A 20,871-nucleotide genomic window follows, 5' to 3' on the forward strand; every position below is an offset into this window, starting at 1 on the left:
GCGGCCACCACTAACCGAAGAGAGAGACATGTATCTGCTTTCAGGCACCCTCCGCCCCTACGCCTGGGGCTCCCTGACGGCCATGGCTGAGCTCTTCGGCCGTGACCCGAGCGGGGACCCCGAAGCCGAACTGTGGTTCGGCGCCCATCCCGGAGCGCCTTCCCGCGTCCTGGGCGGGGAACCTGCCACGCTGGACGAACTCATTTCCCGGGACCCGGAACAGCTTCTGGGCCGGGAGACCGTTGCCGTGCACGGACCGGCCCTGCCGTTCCTTGCGAAGGTGCTTGCTGCCGGATCACCGCTTTCGCTGCAGGTCCATCCCACCCGGGAACAGGCGCAGGCGGGTTTCGCCGCCGAAGAAGCCGCCGGGGTTGACCGCGCAGCGGCTGACCGGAACTACAAGGACGCCAACCACAAGCCGGAGATGATCTTCGCGCTGACGGATTTTGAGGCCCTCTGCGGCTTCCGCCGGCCTCAAGACGCCGGCACGCTGTTCCGCTCGGTCTCCAGGCTGGTCGAGGCAACGGGCATCCCGGCACCGGAACTGCTGGTCCAGACCGCGTCGGACCTCGAGTCCGGACGGCCGGAAACCGAACGGCTCGAAAGCGTCTTCCGCCGCCTCATCACCGGCGGCGAAGAAGTCCGTGAGGCTGTTGCCGCCGCGGCTGGTGCCGTCCGGTCCCTGGACGACGCTGAACGGGCCGAACTTGATCCGGCCGTCGCTGAACTTGGGTCATTGGACGGCTACTACCCCGGAGATCCGGGCGTCCTGATATCCCTGCTCCTGAACCGGGTCTCGCTCTCCCCCGGCGAAGCAATCTATCTGCCGGCGGGTAACGTCCATGCGTACCTGCGCGGCCTTGGAGTGGAGGTGATGGCGTCCTCGGACAACGTTCTCCGCGGCGGCCTCACGCCCAAGCATGTGGACCTGCAGGAACTGCTGAAGACCATCGATTTCCAGGCACTGGGCATTCCCCGCGTCGAAGCGGAACACACCGGACTGGGCCAGGAACTCTACCGGCCCCCGTTCTCTGAATTCTCCCTGCAGCGGCTTGAACTGGCGCAGAGCGCGGGTGAGGGCAGCATGTCCGCGGCGGACGTTCCGCTGCTGCAGAACGGTCCCACGCTGGTCATCGCACTGCGCGGCTCCCTGGTCCTGGATTCGCCGAAGCAGGACCTCATCCTCAACCCGGGCGACTGCGCTTTTATCGGCGCCGATGAAGCACCGGTGATCGCGAAGCTTGCATCCCATTCAGCACAGCACGACGACGGCGCGCTGGCTTTCGCGGTGACCACCGGGTCCGCGGCACCTGCCGCAGACCCGGACGCCCCCACCCTGCGGATCTAACCCGGACCGCCGTCCCGTCCTACCGGCCCAGGCGGCTCCGGACCGCGCCAACCCCGCCGCGGAGCTTCCGCAGCGCCGTCTTGGCCAGCGGCAGGGCACCGGTGAAGACCGGGTAGAGCGGGGAAAGAGGCTTGTCCCAGGTTCCGGCCAGCATGTTTTCGTGCTTCGCCCAGCCCATCTTGAACTTGGAGACGCCGTCGTTCAGCAGCCCGTTGAAGTCGTAGCGGGTGATGCCGCGGGCTTTCATTTCCTGGATTGCAAGCCACTTCAGGGCGTAGTTGGCCCGCAGCCGTTCCCCTTCGTCGCTCATGCCGCCGTAGAGTTCGAAAGCGGTGTAACCGCTCGCTGACAGCCAGAGGAAAGCCACCACGTCGCCGCCCTTGAACGCGGCGTACACCGGCGAGTCGTCCCCGAGATTGTCGAAGATGTCGAAGTAGTAGGAGTCTTCGTGGATGCCGAAGCCCGCACGCTCGGCAGTCTGCTTGTACACGTCCAGGCACTGCTGGAGTTCGTCGCGCTTTACGGCACGGTAGTCCAGCTCTTCCCTGCCGGACTTGCGGATGTACTGCCGGTGCTTCTTGCCCATGGCGGCCAGCAGGTCCTCTTCGTCCTTCCTGAGGTCCAGGATCAGTGTGCGCGGAATCAGGATGGTGTTGGTGCTGGGGCGGAAACCGGCACCCGGCAGCGCCGCAGCCGCCGGCGAGTCCGCGTCCCAGTCAGGTTCGATGGTCAGCGCCACGGCGTGGTGCTTCTGCCTGGCATAACCGGCGACGGCGGCAAGCAGTTCCGTTTCCCGGCCGGGGACACCCTGCGGGCCACGGGGAATGTAGGCAAGGGCGCGGAAGGGAAACGGCAGCCTGCGCAGCAGCAGCTGGGCAGTGCCCACCACGCCGGTGCCGTCCGAAAGCAGGAGCCGTTCGGCCTGCCATCCGTGCTCTGCCTTGGTCTTCCCCCACCCCCACAATTGCTGCGGGTGTCCGTCGTACTGGTTGACGAGGCTGTTCCAGCGGGACGGATCGGTGCAGGGAGTAACGCTCAATGTCATGCCAACTAGCCTACTTCGCTGCCGGCACCGGCCTCGAACGCGCTGTTGTTATGGAGCTGAAACCGAGGGCGCTCCCAAAACTCCGGAAAATCATAAGCATGCTTTGTTAGGCTCGAATATGGCTACCTCGACCCCCAGAACATCCAGTCCATCCGAACCACCAGGTGCGGCAGGTATGGGATCGCAGGGCTACTCGGGCAGGGACCTGGCCCGGCAGCTCACGGTCACCGCATCCTTCATCATCTGTATCGCCGGGTCAGTCATCGGCGTGGGAGTCTTCGGCGGCACCCCCATCGCGGAAGCCGCGGGCGGGGCCCTGAGCGCAGACGCCACCTATCTTGCCCCGGCAAGCCCGGCCTTCTCCATCTGGTCCGTCATCTACACCGGCCTCGGCGCCTACACCATCTACCAGTGGCTGCCTTCGCAGCGCGCTTCCAGCCGTCAGCGCCGGCTCGGCTGGCTGGTGTCCGCCTCACTGGTTTTGAACGCCGCCTGGATCCTCAGCGTGCAGGCCGGTTCCGTACCGCTCTCCGCCGTCGTCATTGCCGCCCTGCTGGTGGTACTGGCACTGATCTTCGCCCGCTACGCCCGCAGCCGGCCGGACAGCCTGCTCGGCGCCGTCGTCGTGGACGGAACGCTTGGCCTGTATCTGGGCTGGGTCTGCGTGGCCATCTGCGCCAACATCGCCTCAGCCCTGACCGACGGCGGATTTGACGGCTTTGGGCTGGATCCCGTGGTGTGGGCGGGCATCGTGCTGGCCGCTGCTGCCGCCGTCGGCGTGGGTTTGGCGTTGTATGGCCGGGGCCGCCTGGCTCCCGCTGCTGCACTGGCCTGGGGGCTGTCCTGGATTGCGGTGTCACGGGTGAACGGAGAGCTGCTCTCGACGCCAACCGCGGTTATGGCTGCTGCTGCCGCCGCCGTGATCGTGGTTGCGACGGTTGGCGCCCGGGTGGCGGAGATCCGCCGGCATCAGCCCGCGTAGCAAAGACCACCCCATGGCAAAGGGGAGGGCCCGGACATTGTCCGAGCCCTCCCCTTTGCGGTTTCGCGGGCGCCTAGCGCAGGCGGGCGTAGGACTCCCACTTGTGGGACTGGTGCTCGCCGTCCACCACACGGATGGTCCCGGACTTTGAGCGCATCACGATTGACTGGGTGAGGACCCGGTCCTTCTTGTAGCGCACGCCGCGCACCAGGTCGCCGTCAGTGATGCCGGTCGCCGCGAAGTAGCAGTTGTCGCTGGTGACCAGGTCGTTGGTGGAGAGCACACGGTCCAGGTCGTGGCCGGCGTCGATGGCCTTCTGCTTTTCCTCGTCCGAGGTGGGCCACAGGCGGCCCTGGATGACCCCGCCGAGGGTCTTCACGGCACAGGCGGTGATGATGCCTTCCGGGGTGCCGCCAATACCCATCAGCGCATCTACGTCGGTCCCTTCACGGGCTGCCGCAATGCCGCCGGCGACGTCGCCGTCCATCAGCATGCGGGTGCGTGCACCGGCGTCGCGGATTTCCTGGACCAGCGGCTTGTGCCGGTCCCGCTCGAGGATCATCACGTTGAGCTGGTTGATCTTCTTGCCCTTGGCTTTGGCGATCAGGTGCAGGTTCTGCTTGACCGGCAGGCGCAGGTCCACCATGTCCGCAGCTTCGGGACCGGTGACCAGCTTCTCCATGTAGAACACGGCAGAGGGGTCGAACATGGTTCCGCGCTCGGCAACTGCCAGCACGGCCAGGGCGTTGTTGATGCCCAGGGCGGTCAGCCGGGTGCCGTCGATCGGATCCACGGCAACATCGCAGAGGGCCCCCGTGCCGTCGCCCACGTGCTCACCGTTGTAGAGCATGGGGGCTTCGTCCTTCTCGCCTTCACCGATGACCACGACGCCGTTGAAGTGGACGGTGGAGATCAGGGAGCGCATGGCATCGACGGCAGCGCCGTCGGCCGCGTTTTTGTCGCCGAACCCGACCCAGTGGCCGCCTGCGATGGCCGCGGCTTCCGTGACGCGGACCAGTTCGAGCGCGAGGTTCCTGTCCGGCTCGTCGTCGCCGACTGCCAGCGCGGGTGAAAGAGTTGAGTACTGGGCACCTTGGGACACGTCTAACCTCATCTTTGAAATTCGGGCCGCACTGTCCGGAATCAGTCCCCAACAGCGGGCCCGCCTGCTGTTCCTTGCTCCGATCATAGTCGCCAAGTGGTCCGTACCACCGCTGGCACCCGGCATTTGACGCCGCCGGAGCACCGGAAGCCACCCAGCGCGGCGGCGCAGGAATAGGACTTGCCGCCCCGGATAGGGGATCATGGAGGTGTGAGTGAGCAGCAGCAGCCCGAAGAGCCCGTAACCCCCACCCTGACCGCCAAGCAGGCCAAGCGTGCCAACGCAACGGTCATTGGAATGCTCATCGCTACCGGAATCACGCTGGCGATCGTGCTGGTTCCGGTGCTGCTGAATCCGTACCAGAAGGCCCAGCCGCGCAATGTGGACGTCCAGGCGATCGCTGCCGAAGCAGCGGACGACGCCGGGTACGATCCGCTCGCCCCGGACCTGCCCGAAGGCTGGACCGCAAACTACGCGCGCTGGGATTCGGGCGTCAACTCCGGTGTCCCGGCCTGGGAAGTGGGATATCTCACTCCGGATACCGAGTTCATCCGGCTCACCCAGACCAACGCGGGCAACCCCACCTGGGTTTCCCAGACCACCCGCGACTCCCTGGTTGCCGGTGAACGAAACGCAGGGGGCGCCACCTGGCAGCTGCGGGACAGCGCCAACGGTGAAGCGCACCTTGTCACCGAGGTGGATGGAATGACCGTAGTGCTCAGCTCCGAAGGCGATCTGTCCTCGGTAGACGTCCTGGCCGAAGCAGTGCTTGCGGACCTCGCAGCTTCCGACCAGTAGCACCTCAGCGCCCGCGCTGTCCGTAGCGCGCGACTTCCCGCGGTAACAGATCAGCGAAGCGGTCCCGAAGCGCCGTATTCTTGTACGGTGACCGAATTCAACAGCCCCCTTACTGCTCCCACCACTCCCGCCCAGGCCTGGCAGCGCCTGCGCGAAGGCAACGAGCGATTTGTTGCCGGCACCTCACGCCATCCCAACCAGGATGCGCCGCGGCGCAGCTCCCTGGTCAACGAGCAGAATCCGTTCGCGGTGATCTTCGGCTGCTCGGACTCCCGGCTCGCCGCCGAAATCATCTTCGACCTTGGCCTGGGCGACGTTTTCGTCGTCCGCACGGCCGGACAGGTCACCGACGACGCCGTTCTCGGCTCACTCGAGTACAGCGTGGGTGTACTGGGCGTCCCGCTGATCGTCGTCCTGGGCCATGACAGCTGCGGCGCCGTCACCGCTGCCAAGCACACTGTTGACACCGGCTCCATGCCCGCCGGCTACGTCCGGAACCTGGTCGAACGCATCACCCCCTCGGTGCTGGCCGCACGCCGGAATGGCCTGGAGGACGTCAATGACATGGTCGTCGAGCACACCCGGCAGACCGCTGAGCGGCTGGTTGAAAGCTCCCGCCTGATTTCCGACGCCGTTGCTTCCGGGGAAACCGCCGTCGTCGGCCTTTCCTACCGGCTGGCTGAAGGCCGCGCGGACCTGGTGTCCAGCATTGGCAGCCTTGAGCCTGAAACCACTGATCTAGCGGCCGGCTAGCGGGCAGAAATCCTGCCCCATTCCGACACGCGTTTCAGCGCCGGCGGGCGCGCCGACTAGGCTGGTAGCCATGACTTCCAACTCCGCTGAATACCGCATTGAACATGACACGATGGGTGAGGTCCGGGTCCCGGTAAACGCCCTCTACCGGGCCCAGACCCAGCGTGCCGTGGAGAACTTCCCCATTTCCGGGAAGCCGCTGGACGACGCCCACATTGAGGCACTTGCCCGCATCAAGAAGGCTGCCGCCACCGCCAACGCCGAACTGGGGGTGCTCGACGACGAGCGCGCCAACGCAATTGCCGCTGCGGCTGACGAAGTTGCTGCCGGCCAGCACTACGGGCAGTTCCCGATCGACGTGTTCCAGACCGGATCCGGCACGTCCTCGAACATGAACACCAACGAGGTCCTGGCCGAGATCGCCACCCGCGCCCTCAAGGCTGCCGGCAGCGAGACCACGGTCCACCCGAACGACCACGTCAACGCATCCCAGTCCTCGAACGACGTCTTCCCGACCTCCGTCCACGTTGCCGCCACTTCCGCCCTGATCAACAACCTGATCCCCGCGCTGGAACACCTGGCAGTTTCGCTGGAGCGCAAAGCCGAGGAGTTTAAGGACGTCGTCAAGTCCGGCCGCACGCACCTCATGGATGCCACCCCGGTGACCCTGGGCCAGGAATTCGGCGGCTACGCCGCACAGGTCCGCTACGGCATCGAGCGCGTCCAGGCTTCCCTGCCCCGCGTCGCCGAGGTTCCGCTGGGCGGCACCGCTGTTGGAACCGGCATCAACACCCCGGCCGGCTTCCCGCAGCGCGTGATCGAGCTGCTCGCCGCGGATACCGGCCTGCCGCTGACCGAAGCCCGGGACCACTTCGAGTCCCAGGCCAACCGCGACGCCCTCGTTGAGGTATCCGGCATGCTGCGCACCATCGCAGTATCCTTCTCGAAGATCGCCAACGACCTGCGCTGGATGGGTTCCGGCCCCAACACCGGTCTGGGCGAAATCGCCATCCCCGACCTGCAGCCGGGCTCCTCGATCATGCCGGGCAAGGTCAACCCGGTGATCTCCGAGGCCGTAATGCAGGTTGCCGCCCAGGTTGTGGGCAATGACGCCGCGATCGCGTGGGCAGGCACGTTCGGTTACTTCGAGCTGAACGTCGGCATCCCCGTCATCGCGTCGAACCTCCTGGAGTCCATCCGCCTGCTGGCCAACTCCTCCGTCATCATGGCGGACAAGATGATTGACGGCATCGAAGCCAACGTGGAGCGTGCACGCTACCTCGCCGAGGCCTCCCCCTCGATCGTCACGCCGCTGAACAAGTACATCGGCTATGAGAACGCCGCCAAGATCGCTAAGTTCGCGGTCAAGGAAGGCAAGACCATCCGCCAGGCCGTCACCGAGCTCGGCTTCGTCGAGCGCGGCGAAGTCACCGAAGAGCAGCTCGACGCCGCACTGGACGTTCTCTCCATGACCAAGCCGCCGCAGGCCTAGTCTTCCGCTGCATTCAGGGGGCTGCCCGGCGGGCGGCCCCCTTTTGCATGCCCGGGGCATCTCCGGTGTCAGGAGATCCGGTCTGGAAAGGCCCTTAACGTCCGGCTCAGAGGCCGAGGCCGCCGTTTCCGCCGTGGGTCCGTGGCCGCCGGCATGACCCCACCGGCAACACGAGCACCAGCCGTAGGTCCGTGGCCGCCGTTTCCCAGTCACTGTTACACGCGTGCACTCCTGGGGTCACACTAATTGCCAGCAGTATCGACAAGCGGGAATGCCGGATGCACCAAGGAACACCAGCAACAGGAGCACCAAGGCGTGGGAGCCCCGGTTCCAGCCAGACCCCACCAGCAACACGGGCATCAAAGCGTGGGAACGCCGGGTCCGGCCAGACTTCGCTGGCAACACGGGCGCCAGGTTGAGCGAACGCCGGTTCCAGCGGAGGCCCCAACGACAGGGATCGCCTACGCGTGCGAAAAGCCGGGCAACCCGCCGTTCCCAGTCCCTGTTACACGCGTGGACGTCTGGGGTCACACTAATTGCCAGCAGTATCGACGAGTGGGAATGCCGAATGTAAAGAGGCACACCAGCATCAGGAGCAACGATGGGTGGGAACGCGGGTTCCACCAGCACCCCACCAGCAACATGAGCGGCAAGACCTGGGAATACCGGGTCCGGCCAGACCCCGCCGGCAACACGGGCCCCAGATTGAGCGAACGTCGATACCAGCGGAGGCCCCAATGACAGGGGTCGCCTACGCGTGAGAAAGCCGGGCAACCCGCCGTTCCCAGTCCCTGTTACACGCGTGCACATCTGAGGTCCCACTAATTGCCAGCAGTAACGACGAGTGAGAATGCCGGATGCAAGGAGGAACACCAGCAACAGGAGCAACGATGAGCGGGAACGCCGGATGCAACAAGGAACACCAGTAACAGGAGCACCAAGGTGTGGGAGCCCCGGTTCCACCAGCACGCCACCAGCAACATGAGCACCAAGACCTGGGAACGCCCGCTCCCGCCGGACCATACCGGCAACAGGAGCACCAAGGCGTGGGAGGGCCCGTTCCGGCAGCACCCCACCAGCAACGGGTGAGCACACAAACAGGCGCTGAAACCCAACTGTTTGCACTTATGTGCTAATCGTGCAAAAGTTTACTTCGTGACAAATAGTGCAAGTTCAGACGGTGGCCTCCGTGAGCGCAAGCGGGCAGCAACGCACAGCGCCATCACCAGCGCGGCGCGGGCCCTCACCGCCGAACACGGCTTGGCAGGGTTCACGGTGGAGGAACTCTGTGAGCAGGTGGGCATTTCGCGGCGCACCTTCTTCAACTACTTCCCTGCCAAGGAAGACGCCGTCCTCGGCGCCCCCGCTGCCCTGCCGGAGGAGCTCACCGAACCGTTCATCGCGGCGGGCTCAGCCGGGCCGGGGCTTTCGCCAACACTGCTCAGGGACCTGGTGGACCTCGCCGTGGCCCACATGGAGTCGATGGCGGTTTCCCGCGCAGAGCTCGCCCAGTTCAAGGATGCCCTGAACACGGAACCCCGGCTGGTCTTCAAACTGATGCAGGGGAACCGGGAAGCGGACGAACGCCTATGCCGCCTCATCGCCCTGCGGGAACACCGTGACCCCACGGACCCGGAGGTAACGGCCGTTGCCACGGTCTTCTCGGCCCTGCTCCAGCGGGCCGTCCCCGAATTCTTCGATCCCGGCAACTCCCGCAGTTACCGCACAGTCCTCACCTCCGCCGTCGAACCGGCCCGGGCCGCTTTTTCTTCCTTTACTCCCCTCACTTCCAGCAAGGACCTGCCATGACCACCACTGCCGCGCGATCCTCCGGACCGCTGCTGCTGACCCAGAAACGGATCTGGATCATCTTCTCCGCCCTTATTGCGGGCATGCTCCTTTCCTCCCTGGACCAGACGATTGTCTCCACTGCCATGCCCACAATCGTGGGCGAGCTAGGCGGCGTGGAGCACCAGACCTGGATTACCACCGCCTACCTGCTGGCCACCACCATCGTGATGCCGATCTATGGCAAGTTCGGCGACGTCCTGGGCCGGCGCAACCTGTTCCTCTTTGCCATTGCCCTGTTCACCCTGGCATCCGTGGGCGCTGCCTTCGCCACGGACTTCTGGATGTTCGTCCTGTTCCGCGCCATCCAGGGCCTGGGCGGCGGCGGCCTGATGATCCTCTCCCAGGCGATCATTGCGGACATTGTTCCGGCCAACGAACGCGGCAAGTACATGGGTCCCCTGGGCGGCATCTTCGGCCTTTCCGCCGTTGCCGGCCCCCTGCTGGGCGGCTTCTTTGTTGACCACATGACCTGGCAGTGGGCGTTCTACATCAACATTCCCATTGGCATCGCCGCGTTCCTGATCGCGTTCTTCGCCCTCACCCTGCCCAGCAAGAAGGCCCAGAAACGCATCGACCTCCCCGGGGTAGTCCTGCTGTCCATCGCCACGGCCTGCCTGATCTTCTTCACCGACTTCGGCGGCGACGCAGACCGTGGCTGGACCGATCCGCTGACGCTCGCCTTCGGCGCCGGACTGCTGGCGGCAGCCTTCGCCTTTGTGATGGCCGAGCGCCGGGCCGAGGATCCGATCATTCCGCTGAGCCTGTTCAAGAACCCGATCTTCGTGAACAGCACCGCGATCGGTTTCACCCTGGGCATGGGCATGTTCGCGGCGCTGGCCTTCGTCCCGACCTTCCTGCAGATGTCCACCGGCACCTCCGCCGCGGCATCCGGCCTGCTCATGCTGCCCATGATGGTGGGCATGATGGGTACCTCCATCTGGTCCGGCCTGGCCATCACCAAGACCGGCCGGTACAAGAAGTACCCGATCTCCGGCGCCGTCCTGGTCCTGGCAGCCCTTCTGTGGATGACCATGCTGACCGCGCAGACGCCCGTCTGGGTGATCTGCACCCAGCTGTTCGTGTTCGGTGCCGGACTCGGCCTGATCATGCAGGTGGTGGTCCTGGTCGTGCAGAACTCCGTACCGGTGGACCAGATCGGCACCGCGACGTCCTCCAACAACTACTTCCGCGAGGTTGGCGCCTCCCTCGGCGTGGCCATCTTCGGTGCAATGTTCACCACCCGTCTCTCGGAAAACCTCATGGGTGTCTTCGAGGGCGCCGGGTTCGACGCCGCTGCCGCCGGCGAGGCGACGGCAACCCTCCAGCCGGCTGCAATGGCTGCCCTGCCCGAACCCATCCGGGACGGAATCGTCAACGCCTATGCTGAGTCCCTCGCCCCGGTCTTCTGGTACCTTGTGCCGTTCCTGGCACTGGCACTCATCCTCGCCTTCTTCCTGAAGGAGATTCCGCTCTCAGATGTCGCGGGCATGGTGGCGCGTGGTGAAGCCGTGGGCGGAGCCGAAGCGGACCGGCTCGAGGCTGAGCGGCTCGCCGCCGCGTCAGGTACGGGCGCGGAGTCAGGTGCGGGCACGGCATCAGGCGCGGCAGGCACGGGCGCGGCAGGCGCGGCAGGCGCGGGCGCGGCGTCAGGCACGGGCTCGTCCCCGGCCACTCCCCCTGCACCGGACACGGAACCGGCTGACAGTCCCTCGGAGCAGGCACCACACCAGCGCTAGCCCCAGCATCAGGGAAAGACCCCCGCATTTGGAAAAGATCCCAGCATCAGGGAAAGGCCCCGGGAATTATCCCGGGGCCTTTCCCTGTCGTGGCTGGGTTTGCGGGTTCCTAGACCTCGAAGACCGGCACCCCGGTGGAGCTTCGCGCCAAGTCAACAAGCATCCGGTGCCGGGGGTTGAGGTCCGGGAGCTCGTCGACGGCGAACCAGCCCACGTCGGTGGACTCGTCGTCGTTCACCCGGGCGCTTCCCGCAACCCAGGCGCACCGGAACACCAGGTTCAGGAACTGGCAGCGGTCCTGGTTGGGGAACATGATCGGGTCCGTGGTGCCAACGTGGATGAGGTGCTCGAGCCGGGCCTGCACGCCGGTCTCTTCTTCCACTTCCCGCAGGAGCCCGGGGCCGGGTTCTTCGCCGGGCTCCAGGATGCCAGTGATGAGGGTCCAGCGGCCGTTGTCCGTCCGGCGGCAAAGAAGCACTTCTCCTGCCGGATTGAAGACGACGGCGGCCACCCCGGGAAGCCACAGCAGGTCATGGCCCACTTTTTCGCGCAGGGAAAGGATGAAGTCCGGTGTGGGCATGGTTCTACTGTAGGCCAGGCACTGCGAGCGCCAGCAAAGCACCGGCGAGCATAAACGGGCCAAACGCAATCCGGGATTTGCCCGTACCGCGGCGGGAGAGCACCAGTCCCAGGCCCCACAGGCCGCCGAGCACGAACCCTGCCGCGGCTCCCGCGAGCAGCGCGCCCCACCCGGCAAACCCCAGGTACAGTCCCAGCACGCCCGCCAGCTTCACATCGCCCAGTCCCAGGCCGGACGGCGAAGCTATCCGCAGCAGGAAATACCCGCCCAGCAGCAGCACCCCGCCGAGTGCCATGCCCACCAGTCGCCCCGGATCTCCGGCGACCAACGCAGCCGCACCCAGGAACAGCGCGGAAACCGGATAGGCCGGCAACACCAGCCGGTCCGGCAGGCGGCGTGTCCGAAGGTCCGCGACCGTCAGCTTCCATGCCAGTGCCAGCAGATAGCCGAGCGCCACCGCCAGCAGCAGCCAGGACAGCCGCGGACCGCTCCAGTACTCCCCCAGGATCCCCCACATGCGCCCTACGGTACGCGACGGCGCCGGCCGGCGTACCGGAGGGCGGTGCACCTGTGGACAGGCTAGCCGATCGCTCCCTCTTCCAGCAGGTCCGTCACGAGGGCGGCGATTGGCGACCTTTCTGAGCGGGTGAGCGTCATGTGGCCAAAGAGCGGGTGGCCCTTGAGCGTTTCCACTACTGCGGCGACGCCGTCGTGGCGGCCCACCCGGAGGTTGTCCCGCTGCGCGACGTCGTGAGTCAGGACTACCTTCGAGTTCTGGCCAATACGCGACAGCACGGTCAGCAGCACGTTCTTCTCCAGCGACTGTGCCTCATCAACGATCACGAAGCTGTCATGCAGCGAGCGCCCGCGGATGTGGGTTAGCGGCAGGACTTCCAGCATGCCCCGATCCAGGATCTCTTCCACTACTTCCCGGGAGACCAGAGCTTCCAGGGTGTCGAAGACCGCCTGGCCCCAGGGGCCCATCTTGTCCGCTTCGCTTCCGGGCAGGTACCCGAGCTCCTGGCCCCCAACGGCGTACAGCGGCCGGAAGACCACCACTTTGCGGTGTTCCCGGCGTTCCAGGACGGCCTCCAGCCCGGCGCACAGTGCCAGCGCGGATTTACCGGTGCCGGCCCGTCCGCCCAGCGAAACGATGCCGACTTCCGGGTCCATGAGCATGTCGATGGCCAGCCGCTGTTCGGCTGACCGGCCGTGCAGGCCAAAGACGTCCCTGTCTCCGCGGACCAGCCTCACCTGCTTGTCCGCGCCCAGCCGGCCAAGCGCGGATGACCTGCCGGAAAGCAGCACCAGCCCGGTATTGACCGGCAGGTCCGCTGCTTCGGGGATGAACACGGACTGCTGGTCGTAGAGGGCGCTGACCTCAGAGTCGCCGGTTTCGATTTCTGCCATACCCGTCCAGCCGGTGTCCCGGACCAGTTCGTTGCGGTACTCGTCAGCTGTCAGCCCCACGGCAGCGGCTTTCACACGCAGCGGCAGGTCCTTTGAAACCACCGTGATGGTGCGGCCTTCGTCGGCGAGGTTCCGGGCCACGGCGAGGATCCGGTTGTCATTCTCCGATCCCCGGATGCCCAGGGGCAGTACTTCCAGGGAAACGTGGTTCAGTTCCACCCGCAGGGTTCCACCGGCGTCGCCGATCGGCACCGGCTTGTCCAGCCCGCCGTGCCGTACCCGCAGGTCATCAAGCAGGCGCAGGGCGGTCCGGGCAAAATAGCCGAGTTCGGGATCGTTGCGTTTACCCTCCAGTTCGCTGATGACCACCAGCGGCAGGATGACCTCGTGTTCGGCAAAGCGCAGGATTGCCTTCGGGTCTGACAGCAGGACAGATGTGTCAAGCACGAATCCCTGGGGACCGCCGGCAGCGGCTGCTTCGTGCAGGGATGTTCTGTTTACGGCCACGTAGAACTCCAGTCAGGGACCGCAGGCCCCGGATCGCTAGAAGTGTCTTCTCCGCAGGCCGGCACGGGACGCCGGGCTGCGGCCTCCTGTGCGAACACACAGCGTGTGAGCATCCGGCCTCCGGTTCCATCAGCATGGGGCTGATCGATACGTACAAGCTACGCCCGCACGCGTGCCACGCGGCACAGGGACACGAAGGAGTTCGAGTTGTTCACTGCCTGTTTACGGTCCTGACTCTTCTGCCGTCCGGGCTAGCCGTGGAGGTGCCCGGGATGTCCCCACGACGCCGCTGCTGCCGCAGTGAGGGCCACGATTGCCGGCCCGAGGGCGGTGAGTCCCAGCAGCAGGTATCCGGCACCTCCGCAGAGTGAACCAAGCGTCAGCGCGGACCAGAGCAGCAGGTAACGGTGCCAGCCGTTTCCGCGTTCCCCGAAGAGCACAGCCGTTACCTTTTGTCCCAGCTTGACCAGGGTGCCCGTCATGTAGGTAATGCCGATCGAGACTTCTCCGCCCCGCTCGAAAACCGCATTGAGCAGTCCCATTGAACCTGCCAGCGCCGGTGCCAGCATCCATTCCGCCCCCGGCACTACCGTGCTGGCCCACGCGGCTCCGAGGACAGCGGCGGACACGCTGCAGATGGCCGGACGGCGGTGCCGGTGCAGGATCCGGCGCAGGGAGGAAGCCGCTACTACGCCAAGAAAGAATGCGGCAATGAGGCCGAAGGCCTGCAGGAACCCGCTGAGCGACAGGTCAGCCACGGAAGCGCCTGCCCGCGTTGAATTGCCGGTCATGAAGGAGACGAAGTATCCGCCCAGATGGAGGAAGCCGACGGCGTCGACGTAACCGGCGGTCCAGGCCAGGCCGGAGGCCAGGGCAATTTCCGAGCGGGTGTGCGTCAGCATCGCGGGTTGTACCGGTTAGGACCCGAAACGTCGCTGGCGGCTGGCGTAGTCCCGCAGGGCGCGCAGGAAGTCGACCCGGCGGAAATCCGGCCAGAGGGCCTCGCAGAAGTAGAACTCGCTGTAGGCGCTCTGCCACATCAGGAAGCCGGAGAGGCGCTGTTCGCCGGAGGTGCGGATCACCAGTTCCGGATCCGGCTGGCCGCGGGTGTACAGGTATTCGGAGATCTGTGCGTCGCTCAGCTCGGCGGTGATTTCCTCGATCGGTTTGCCCCGGGCCTGTGCGTCCCGCAGCAGTTCCTTGACCGCGTCCACGATTTCCCGCCGGCCGCCGTAGCCGATCGCGACGTTTACGTGCAGACCGGATGCCGCCGCCGTCGACTCGCCGAGACGCTCGAGCTGGCATGTGAGTTCATGGGGAAGGATATCCAGGGCGCCCACGGGCTGGACGCGGAGGTCGCCCTTCTCCCCCAGCCGGTCCAGGGTGTTGGCGATAATCCCCAGCAGCGGCTCCAACTCATCCGGATCACGGTTAAGGTTGTCCGTGGAGAGCATGTACAGGGTCACGACCCGCACACCGAGTTCCTCGCACCAGCCCAGGAACTCCAGGATCTTGTCTGCCCCGGCCTGGTGGCCGTCCGACGTCGGAGCCCCGGCAAGCTTCGCCCAGCGGCGGTTGCCGTCAACCATGACGCCGATGTGTTCGGGGATGCGGTCCTTGACCAGGCTGCGGCGCAGGCGCCGCTCATAATAGGCGTAAACCACACCGGGAAAGCGCACGGGTGACTCACCTGCCTATCAGTCTGATCGGGGTTCCGCGGAGCGCGGGGGCCTCTGTGCTTAAGGCTACCGCGCACCGGCTCCCCTGCCGTGCAGGCAGCAGCCGAGCCGCGGCTACCGTCAGGTAACCTACCGGATCGTAAGTTAGGATTGGCGCATGAGTTCATTCCCGGAACGAGTACCCGTGCAGCAGGATCCGGAGTCCCGCCAAGCGCCGGGGCCGCTGGAATCGGCAGTGGAAACCGTGGCTGATGCCCTCGAGATCAAACCGCGCCTGCGAGGCTGGCTGCACGCCGGCGCAGCGCCCCTCGCCCTCTCCGCGGGCATAGTCCTGATTGCGCTTGCCCCGACCCCCGGTACGCGGATCGCCTCCGCGGTGTACGCCCTCACCGGCATCCTGCTCTTCGGCGTCTCGGCCGTCTACCACCGCGGCAACTGGAGCCCGAAGGTGAAGACGGTCCTGAAGCGGCTGGACCACACGAACATCATGCTGGTGATTGCCGGGTCCTACACGCCCCTGGCCTGGTCACTTCTGCCGCGGGACACAGCCGTGGTGCTGCTCATCGTCATCTGGAGCGGCGCCTTGGCGGGGATCGCGTTCCGGCTGCTGTGGCTGCATGCTCCGCGGTGGCTGTACACACCGGTCTACATTGCCCTGGGCTGCGCTGCCGTCTTCTACATTCCTGATTTCTGGGCCGTTAATACGCCTGCCGCCATCCTGGTAATCGCCGGCGGGGTTGCCTACATTGCCGGCGCCGTGATCTACGCGATGAAGCGCCCCAATCCATCCATCAACTGGTTCGGCTTCCACGAGATCTTCCATGCGTTCACTCTGGCCGGCTTCTCCTGCCATTTCATTGCCATTCTGATGGCCGTGACGTCCGTCCAGGGATAAGCAGCGTCAGTTCGCGGATCAGCGGCCTGCGGCCAGCTCTGCCTCGAGTTCCGGAACCGTGTCCACCGGGCGGCGGCACACCATCCCACGGCAGACGTAAGCCAGGGCCGGGGCCTGTGTTTCCCGTCCCTGCAGGAGCCCGACGCCGTCCGCTTTCCCGTGCGCGATAACCAGTCCCGGACCGCCCGCGCCGCGGCCTGCGGCAAGCAGCCGCCCAACGGCGTCGGGATCCGTGCCCGTGACCGCCAGTTCCTTCGGGCCATCCAGGATGAACCGCTGCACGGCCATGGACCATCCCACGGCCTGCGGAATGGCCGGACCTGCCCTCCGCACGTGGGCCGTTAGTCCTTCCGCAAGTTCACGGTGCCGCCCCGGCCCGCCGTAGGAGGAAGAGCTCAGCAGCACTCCGGCCAGCAGGGCGGTTCCGCTGGGAACCGCGTCGTCGAGCGGGTTGGCGGCGGTGTATCCGCCCTGTGCCTGCCGGATCTGCTCCGGCTCCTGCGCGGTGTCTGAGAGTCCTTCGGGTCCCAGGAAACGTTCGACGGCGGCGGCCGCCAGGTCCTGCGCAGCATTGTGCCAGCGGGTGTTGCCCGTCGCGGCATACAGCGCGAACAGGCCTTCCGCCGCCCCGGCATAGTCCTCCAGCAGGCCTTCAATGCCCTGCGCCTGCCCGTCGCTTGAAACCCGGCGCAGTGTCCTGCCGTCCCAGTGCACATCCAGGAGGTATCCGGCGGCGGCCTCGGCCGCCGGCAGCATCCAGTCTTCAGCCAGGCCGGCGTCGGCCAGTGCCAGTGCCGCGTCTGCCAGCCCGGCGATGGCCAGGCCGTTCCATCCCGCCACCACCTTTCCGTCGCGTTCGGGCTGCGGGCGCAGGGAGCGTACCTCCGCCAGCGCCGTCCGCGCGTCGTCCCAGATCCGGGCTTGGGCCTCATCGGGTACAGCCCTGAGCCTGAGTGTGCTGCCCGGAAGGCGGTGCGACGCGCCGTCGTCGGCGTCGAGCTCCAGCAGGTCCAGCGCTGCGGACCCGGCTCCCAGGACTGCCTCGAGCTGCGCCCGGGTGAAGACGTAGGTTGCGCCCTCCACCCGGTGTCCGTCCACCAGGGTGTCAGCGTCAAGGGAGGACGCGAAGGCTCCTCCGGCCACTCCCAGCTCTGCTGCCATCCAGCGGGCGGTCCCGCTGGTCACCCGCAGCGCCAGCGACTTCAGGTCAGCCTTAGCGGCCTGGCGGGAGTAGTGCGCGTAGATCCGGAGCAGCTGGGCGTTGTCGTAGAGCATCTTTTCGAAATGCGGAACCTGCCACCGGCGGTCGACTGCATACCGGGCAAACCCGCCGCCTACGTGGTCATAGATGCCGCCAAGCGCCATGGCCGTGAGGGTGCGTTCGGCAAGCGCTGCAGCGGTGCCGGCCGTTAGGGAGCCACTGGAGGCGTGGGCAAGCAGAAACCGGAGCAGCGGTGATGGCGGGAATTTTGGTGCTCCGCCGAATCCGCCGTACTCGGAGTCCTCCGCGGCCGCCAGTGCCTCGACGGCGGCGTCCAGTGCCTCGGCAGAGCCAGCACCCGCGTCCGCAGGCGGCACCGCGGCAGTGAGGTTTCCCAGCAGGTTACGGTTGGCTGCCTGGTTTGAGGCGAGATGAGCCGCTATCTGTTCCGCACTTCGTTCAACCTCACTGCGGCGGTCCTGCCAGGCCCCGGACACTGCCTCGAGCACCTGGCTGAATGAGGGCGTGCCCTGCAGCTGCTGGGGAGGGAAATAGGTCCCGGCATAATAGGTCCTCCCGTCCGGGAGGGTGAAAACACTCATCGGCCAGCCGCCCTGGCCGGTCAGTGCCTGCGTGGCCGCCATGTAGGCGGAGTCGACGTCTGGGCGTTCTTCCCGGTCCACCTTGATGCTGACGAAGTCCCGGTTCAGGATCCGCGCGATCCCAGGGTCCTCGAAGGATTCGTGCGCCATCACGTGGCACCAGTGGCAGGCAGCGTATCCGATGGAGATGAAGACCGGCACGTCCCTCCGGCGGGCCTCCTCGAAGGCTTCGTCGCCGAACGGCCACCAGTCAACCGGGTTTCCGGCATGCTGGCGCAGGTAGGCGGAGGCCTGGTTCTTCAGCCGCTCCGCCATGGGGATTATCCTGCCGGGTTGGAGCTCGGTCGCCGCGGCTCAGTTCCGTCGGCCGGAACCGTGTCCGGGGCCGTTTCGGGCGCACCGTCCACAGGACCGCCGTCGGCCGCCTCCTCGCCTTCACCGGTGACCTGGGCACGGTACCGGACCCGGCGGATCCGCTTGACCATGTCCCGGATCAGGAACACTACGCACAGGGCCAGGAACAGCGTCGCCAGGAAACCCAGCAGGCCGGGCGTGATGTCCCCCTCCTCAAGGCCGGGTTTCAGGTCTCCCTCGATCGGGGAGGTGACGGTGAGGGTGAGGCTGTACAGCAGGTTCACGGGGTTTCTCTCTCTTGGCAGAAGGCGGCGCACCGGGCGCCGGATCTACCCTCTATCGTATGCCAGCGAAGAGGTCGGTTTCAGGCACCTGTGACGGGACCCGGGATTCGATCAGCGAATAGTCTTCCCACGGCCACACCTGCCGCTGCAGGTCAGTGCTCACGGCGAAGAAGAATCCCTCCGGGTCAACCTGGGTACGGTGTGCCTTCAGCGCCTCGTCACGCACGGGGAAGTACTCTCCGCAGTCAATCTGCGTGGTGGTGGGATGCAGCGGTGCCGGAGGCTGGTGACCCTCGCTGTCGGCTTCGAGCCAGGCGGCAAGCCGTTCCGCGTAGGGAGATTCAAGGCCGGCCTTCGTCAGCGCATCATGGAGGGCACGGAAGCGTTCCGGATTGAAGCCGCGGTCGTAGTAAAGCTTCAGCGGTTCCCACGGGGCACCGGTGCCGGGGTACTTCGCGGCGTCGCCGGCAGCGTGAAAGGCTTCCACCGCAACCTTGTGCGCCATGATGTGGTCCGGATGGGGGTAACCCCCATTTTCGTCGTAGCTGATGATCACATGGGGGCGGAACTCACGGACCAGCTTCACCAGCGGAGCAGCCGCCGTTTCGAGCGGTCGCAGCGCGAAGCAGCCGGCGGGAAGCTCGGGCAGCGGGTCCCCTTCCGGGAGCCCCGAGTCCATGAAGCCCAGCCAGCGGTGTTCAATGCCCAGGGCAGCCTGGGATGCTGCCATTTCGGTGCGCCGCAGTCCGGCGAGGTCCCGCTTGGCAGCGGGGACGTCTGCGGCGGCAGGATTGAGCACGTCGCCGCGCTCCCCGCCCGTGCAGGTGGCAACCATGACGCGCGCACCCTGGGCCGCGTAGGACGCCATGGTGGCCGCGCCCTTGCTGGCCTCGTCATCGGGGTGGGCGTGAACCGCCAGCAGGCGCAGTTCTCCGGGCAGTGAATTGGTTTCGCTGGACAACGCGGTTACTCCTGACAGCCGGCGGATCGCGCCGACAAGAATGTTCGATAAAATGAAACAGTGAGCACTAAGGACAGCATTCCGGATCATACTGGGGATAGCACTGCCGGTGTACCGGCTTCCGAGCGCCCAGCGGACGGTCTGTCGTCCGAATCAAGATTAGCCAATCGGTATGGCGCACCCAAGCCGGGGCTGAGTGCCCGCACCAAGATTGTCCTGGGCTCGCTGGCAGGCGCTGCGGCCGTCGGTGCCGTGGTTTTCATGGCCATTCCTTCCGGAGCGGGAACCCTGACCTCCAAGGATGTCGGTTTCACCATCCCGGATGCGACGTCCGCCGTCGTCGACTTCAATGTCACCAAGCCCGCGGAGGCCACGGTGGACTGCGCTGTCCAGGTTCTGAGCGACAGCTATGCGGTGGTCGGATGGAAGACTGTGCGTATCCCGCCGTCGGAAGACCCCACGGTGTCCCTGAGCACCTCGGTCAGGACTGATTCCCTGGGCGTCACCGGCGGAGTCAACGCGTGCTGGATCGTGGAGCAGGATTCCTAGCCGTTTTCCGCAGCCGGTTACGCGCCAGGGAGAATGCCGGTCCGCATGTCTTGGGTTTATGCCTCCTGCTGACTAGTATGGAGGCTACGTTATGCCCCGCCCAGGTGATCGCCGGATGAAATCCGAGCAAACCGGTCACCGTCCGGCGGGGTCTTTGCTTGTAAGGCCATCCAGCCTTCGCGCAATTTCAGCCAAGCCGAACCCTCTTCCCGGGTTCGGATGTCATATAAGGAGAGACCCGTGTCTACCAACAGCGCATCTGTCGCCTGGCTCACCCAAGAGTCTTACGACCGCCTGAAGGCGGAGCTGGACCACCTTTCCGGCCCGGGCCGGACTGAGATCGTAGCCCGCATCGAGCAGGCGCGATCTGAAGGCGACCTGAAGGAGAACGGCGGCTACCATGCAGCCAAGGAGGAGCAGGGCAAGGCTGAAGCCCGCATCCGCCAGCTGACGCAGCTGCTCGAGAATGCGCACGTCGGCGAGGCTCCGGCAGACGACGGCGTGGTGGAACCCGGCATGCTGGTGGAAGCCAGGATCGCCGGAGACGTTGAGCGGTTCCTGCTTGGCAGCCGTGAAATCGCCGGTGACAGTGACATCGATGTCTACAGCGAGAAGTCACCCCTGGGCGCCGCCATCAACGGCCTGCGCGCCGGCGAATCAACGTCCTACACTGCACCCAACGGCAAGAGCATCTCCGTGGAGATCGTGTCCGCCACTCCGTACACCGGCTAAGCCAGACGAC

20 protein-coding genes are annotated in these 20,871 nt (G+C 66.0%); 10 read left to right on the forward strand and 10 right to left on the reverse strand.

The window, feature by feature from the left end; genetic code table 11:
* Nucleotides 1-28 precede the first annotated feature (28 nt).
* The gene (gene manA, locus ACSLGO_RS14770; RefSeq protein WP_436401390.1) at nt 29-1,348 is read left to right on the forward strand and encodes a mannose-6-phosphate isomerase, class I; all 1,320 of its coding nucleotides are present in this window, start codon (nt 29-31) and stop codon (nt 1,346-1,348) included.
* Nucleotides 1,349-1,367: 19 nt separating this feature from the next.
* Here manA and ACSLGO_RS14775 read toward each other — a convergent pair whose 3' ends face one another.
* Nucleotides 1,368-2,393, reverse strand: a complete 1,026-nt coding sequence (locus ACSLGO_RS14775; RefSeq protein ID WP_091606741.1) for a lipid II:glycine glycyltransferase FemX — start codon at nt 2,391-2,393, stop codon at nt 1,368-1,370.
* A gap of 175 nt (nt 2,394-2,568) precedes the next feature.
* Between ACSLGO_RS14775 and ACSLGO_RS14780 the strand changes: the two genes are divergently transcribed.
* Complete coding sequence (locus ACSLGO_RS14780) at nt 2,569-3,375, forward strand: TspO/MBR family protein (RefSeq protein ID WP_325787722.1); 807 nt, start codon at nt 2,569-2,571, stop codon at nt 3,373-3,375.
* 73 nt (nt 3,376-3,448) lie between these two features.
* Here ACSLGO_RS14780 and glpX read toward each other — a convergent pair whose 3' ends face one another.
* Nucleotides 3,449-4,489, reverse strand: coding sequence for a class II fructose-bisphosphatase (gene glpX, locus ACSLGO_RS14785; protein WP_091606747.1), 1,041 nt, complete (start codon nt 4,487-4,489; stop codon nt 3,449-3,451).
* A gap of 198 nt (nt 4,490-4,687) precedes the next feature.
* On the opposite strand from glpX, the gene ACSLGO_RS14790 reads away from it, so the two are divergent.
* The 5 genes from ACSLGO_RS14790 (at nt 4,688) to ACSLGO_RS14810 (ending at nt 11,107) form a co-directional block, all read left to right on the forward strand.
* On the forward strand, nt 4,688-5,275 hold the full coding sequence (locus tag ACSLGO_RS14790; RefSeq protein ID WP_325787723.1) for a DUF4245 domain-containing protein: 588 nt from the start codon (nt 4,688-4,690) through the stop codon (nt 5,273-5,275).
* Between the two features lie 87 nt (nt 5,276-5,362).
* The gene (locus tag ACSLGO_RS14795) at nt 5,363-6,028 is read left to right on the forward strand and encodes a carbonic anhydrase (protein WP_091606750.1); all 666 of its coding nucleotides are present in this window, start codon (nt 5,363-5,365) and stop codon (nt 6,026-6,028) included.
* A 70-nt stretch (nt 6,029-6,098) separates the two neighbouring features.
* On the forward strand, nt 6,099-7,520 hold the full coding sequence (locus ACSLGO_RS14800; RefSeq protein ID WP_386886505.1) for a class II fumarate hydratase: 1,422 nt from the start codon (nt 6,099-6,101) through the stop codon (nt 7,518-7,520).
* A gap of 1,155 nt (nt 7,521-8,675) precedes the next feature.
* Nucleotides 8,676-9,329, forward strand: coding sequence for a TetR/AcrR family transcriptional regulator (locus ACSLGO_RS14805; protein ID WP_386917439.1), 654 nt, complete (start codon nt 8,676-8,678; stop codon nt 9,327-9,329).
* On the forward strand, nt 9,326-11,107 hold the full coding sequence (locus ACSLGO_RS14810; protein ID WP_436401391.1) for an MDR family MFS transporter: 1,782 nt from the start codon (nt 9,326-9,328) through the stop codon (nt 11,105-11,107). The genes ACSLGO_RS14805 and ACSLGO_RS14810 overlap by 4 nt, the downstream gene beginning before the upstream one ends.
* 109 nt (nt 11,108-11,216) lie before the next feature.
* Here the strand turns inward: ACSLGO_RS14810 and ACSLGO_RS14815 are convergent, their stop codons facing one another.
* The 5 genes from ACSLGO_RS14815 to ACSLGO_RS14835 form a co-directional block, all read right to left on the reverse strand.
* Nucleotides 11,217-11,687: an NUDIX hydrolase gene (locus ACSLGO_RS14815; protein WP_152274769.1), complete on the reverse strand. Its 471-nt coding sequence runs from the start codon at nt 11,685-11,687 to the stop codon at nt 11,217-11,219.
* 4 nt (nt 11,688-11,691) lie between these two features.
* Complete coding sequence (locus tag ACSLGO_RS14820; RefSeq protein ID WP_325787726.1) at nt 11,692-12,204, reverse strand: prepilin peptidase; 513 nt, start codon at nt 12,202-12,204, stop codon at nt 11,692-11,694.
* Between the two features lie 62 nt (nt 12,205-12,266).
* Nucleotides 12,267-13,604 carry a PhoH family protein gene (locus ACSLGO_RS14825; protein ID WP_387005296.1) on the reverse strand — a complete coding sequence of 446 codons (1,338 nt, stop codon included), beginning with the start codon at nt 13,602-13,604 and terminating at the stop codon, nt 12,267-12,269.
* A 251-nt stretch (nt 13,605-13,855) separates the two neighbouring features.
* Nucleotides 13,856-14,506, reverse strand: a complete 651-nt coding sequence (locus ACSLGO_RS14830; protein ID WP_387005299.1) for a YoaK family protein — start codon at nt 14,504-14,506, stop codon at nt 13,856-13,858.
* Between the two features lie 15 nt (nt 14,507-14,521).
* Nucleotides 14,522-15,283: an isoprenyl transferase gene (locus tag ACSLGO_RS14835; RefSeq protein ID WP_436401392.1), complete on the reverse strand. Its 762-nt coding sequence runs from the start codon at nt 15,281-15,283 to the stop codon at nt 14,522-14,524.
* A gap of 244 nt (nt 15,284-15,527) precedes the next feature.
* On the opposite strand from ACSLGO_RS14835, the gene trhA reads away from it, so the two are divergent.
* A complete protein-coding gene (gene trhA, locus ACSLGO_RS14840; protein WP_436401407.1) occupies nt 15,528-16,178 on the forward strand; it encodes a PAQR family membrane homeostasis protein TrhA in 651 nt (216 codons plus the stop codon).
* An 18-nt stretch (nt 16,179-16,196) separates the two neighbouring features.
* On the opposite strand, the gene ACSLGO_RS14845 is transcribed toward trhA, so the two are convergent.
* Genes ACSLGO_RS14845 through mca form a run of 3 tightly spaced genes read right to left on the reverse strand, consistent with a single transcriptional unit; the run spans nt 16,197 to nt 19,580 of the window.
* Nucleotides 16,197-18,296 (reverse strand): thioredoxin domain-containing protein, encoded by a 2,100-nt coding sequence (locus tag ACSLGO_RS14845; RefSeq protein WP_436401393.1) that lies wholly within the window; start codon nt 18,294-18,296, stop codon nt 16,197-16,199.
* Nucleotides 18,297-18,301: 5 nt separating this feature from the next.
* Entirely contained in the window at nt 18,302-18,619 is a 318-nt protein-coding gene (locus ACSLGO_RS14850) for a hypothetical protein (protein WP_091606778.1), read from the reverse strand.
* A gap of 52 nt (nt 18,620-18,671) precedes the next feature.
* A complete protein-coding gene (mca, locus tag ACSLGO_RS14855; protein WP_226802495.1) occupies nt 18,672-19,580 on the reverse strand; it encodes a mycothiol conjugate amidase Mca in 909 nt (302 codons plus the stop codon).
* A 60-nt stretch (nt 19,581-19,640) separates the two neighbouring features.
* On the opposite strand from mca, the gene ACSLGO_RS14860 reads away from it, so the two are divergent.
* Both ACSLGO_RS14860 and greA read left to right on the forward strand, forming a co-directional pair.
* Entirely contained in the window at nt 19,641-20,129 is a 489-nt protein-coding gene (locus ACSLGO_RS14860; RefSeq protein WP_325787731.1) for a DUF4307 domain-containing protein, read from the forward strand.
* Nucleotides 20,130-20,348: 219 nt separating this feature from the next.
* The gene (greA, locus tag ACSLGO_RS14865; protein ID WP_091606784.1) at nt 20,349-20,861 is read left to right on the forward strand and encodes a transcription elongation factor GreA; all 513 of its coding nucleotides are present in this window, start codon (nt 20,349-20,351) and stop codon (nt 20,859-20,861) included.
* Nucleotides 20,862-20,871: the final 10 nt, after the last annotated feature.

The organism is Arthrobacter sp. IK3 (assembly GCF_051337705.1).
Taxonomy (GTDB): Bacteria; Actinomycetota; Actinomycetes; order Actinomycetales; family Micrococcaceae; genus Arthrobacter_B; species Arthrobacter_B koreensis.

Bases quoted from the DNA above. Each gene is read 5' to 3' on its own strand.
- greA (WP_091606784.1), top strand. From the start codon at position 20,349: ATGTCATATAAGGAGAGACCCGTGTCTACCAACAGCGCATCTGTCGCC.
- ACSLGO_RS14815 (WP_152274769.1), bottom strand. From the start codon at position 11,687: ATGCCCACACCGGACTTCATCCTTTCCCTGCGCGAAAAAGTGGGCCAT.
- ACSLGO_RS14800 (WP_386886505.1), top strand. From the start codon at position 6,099: ATGACTTCCAACTCCGCTGAATACCGCATTGAACATGACACGATGGGT.
- ACSLGO_RS14780 (WP_325787722.1), top strand. From the start codon at position 2,569: ATGGGATCGCAGGGCTACTCGGGCAGGGACCTGGCCCGGCAGCTCACG.
- ACSLGO_RS14820 (WP_325787726.1), bottom strand. From the start codon at position 12,204: ATGTGGGGGATCCTGGGGGAGTACTGGAGCGGTCCGCGGCTGTCCTGG.
- ACSLGO_RS14845 (WP_436401393.1), bottom strand. From the start codon at position 18,296: ATGGCGGAGCGGCTGAAGAACCAGGCCTCCGCCTACCTGCGCCAGCAT.
- glpX (WP_091606747.1), bottom strand. From the start codon at position 4,489: ATGAGGTTAGACGTGTCCCAAGGTGCCCAGTACTCAACTCTTTCACCC.
- manA (WP_436401390.1), top strand. From the start codon at position 29: ATGTATCTGCTTTCAGGCACCCTCCGCCCCTACGCCTGGGGCTCCCTG.
- ACSLGO_RS14810 (WP_436401391.1), top strand. From the start codon at position 9,326: ATGACCACCACTGCCGCGCGATCCTCCGGACCGCTGCTGCTGACCCAG.
- ACSLGO_RS14775 (WP_091606741.1), bottom strand. From the start codon at position 2,393: ATGACATTGAGCGTTACTCCCTGCACCGATCCGTCCCGCTGGAACAGC.
- ACSLGO_RS14830 (WP_387005299.1), bottom strand. From the start codon at position 14,506: ATGCTGACGCACACCCGCTCGGAAATTGCCCTGGCCTCCGGCCTGGCC.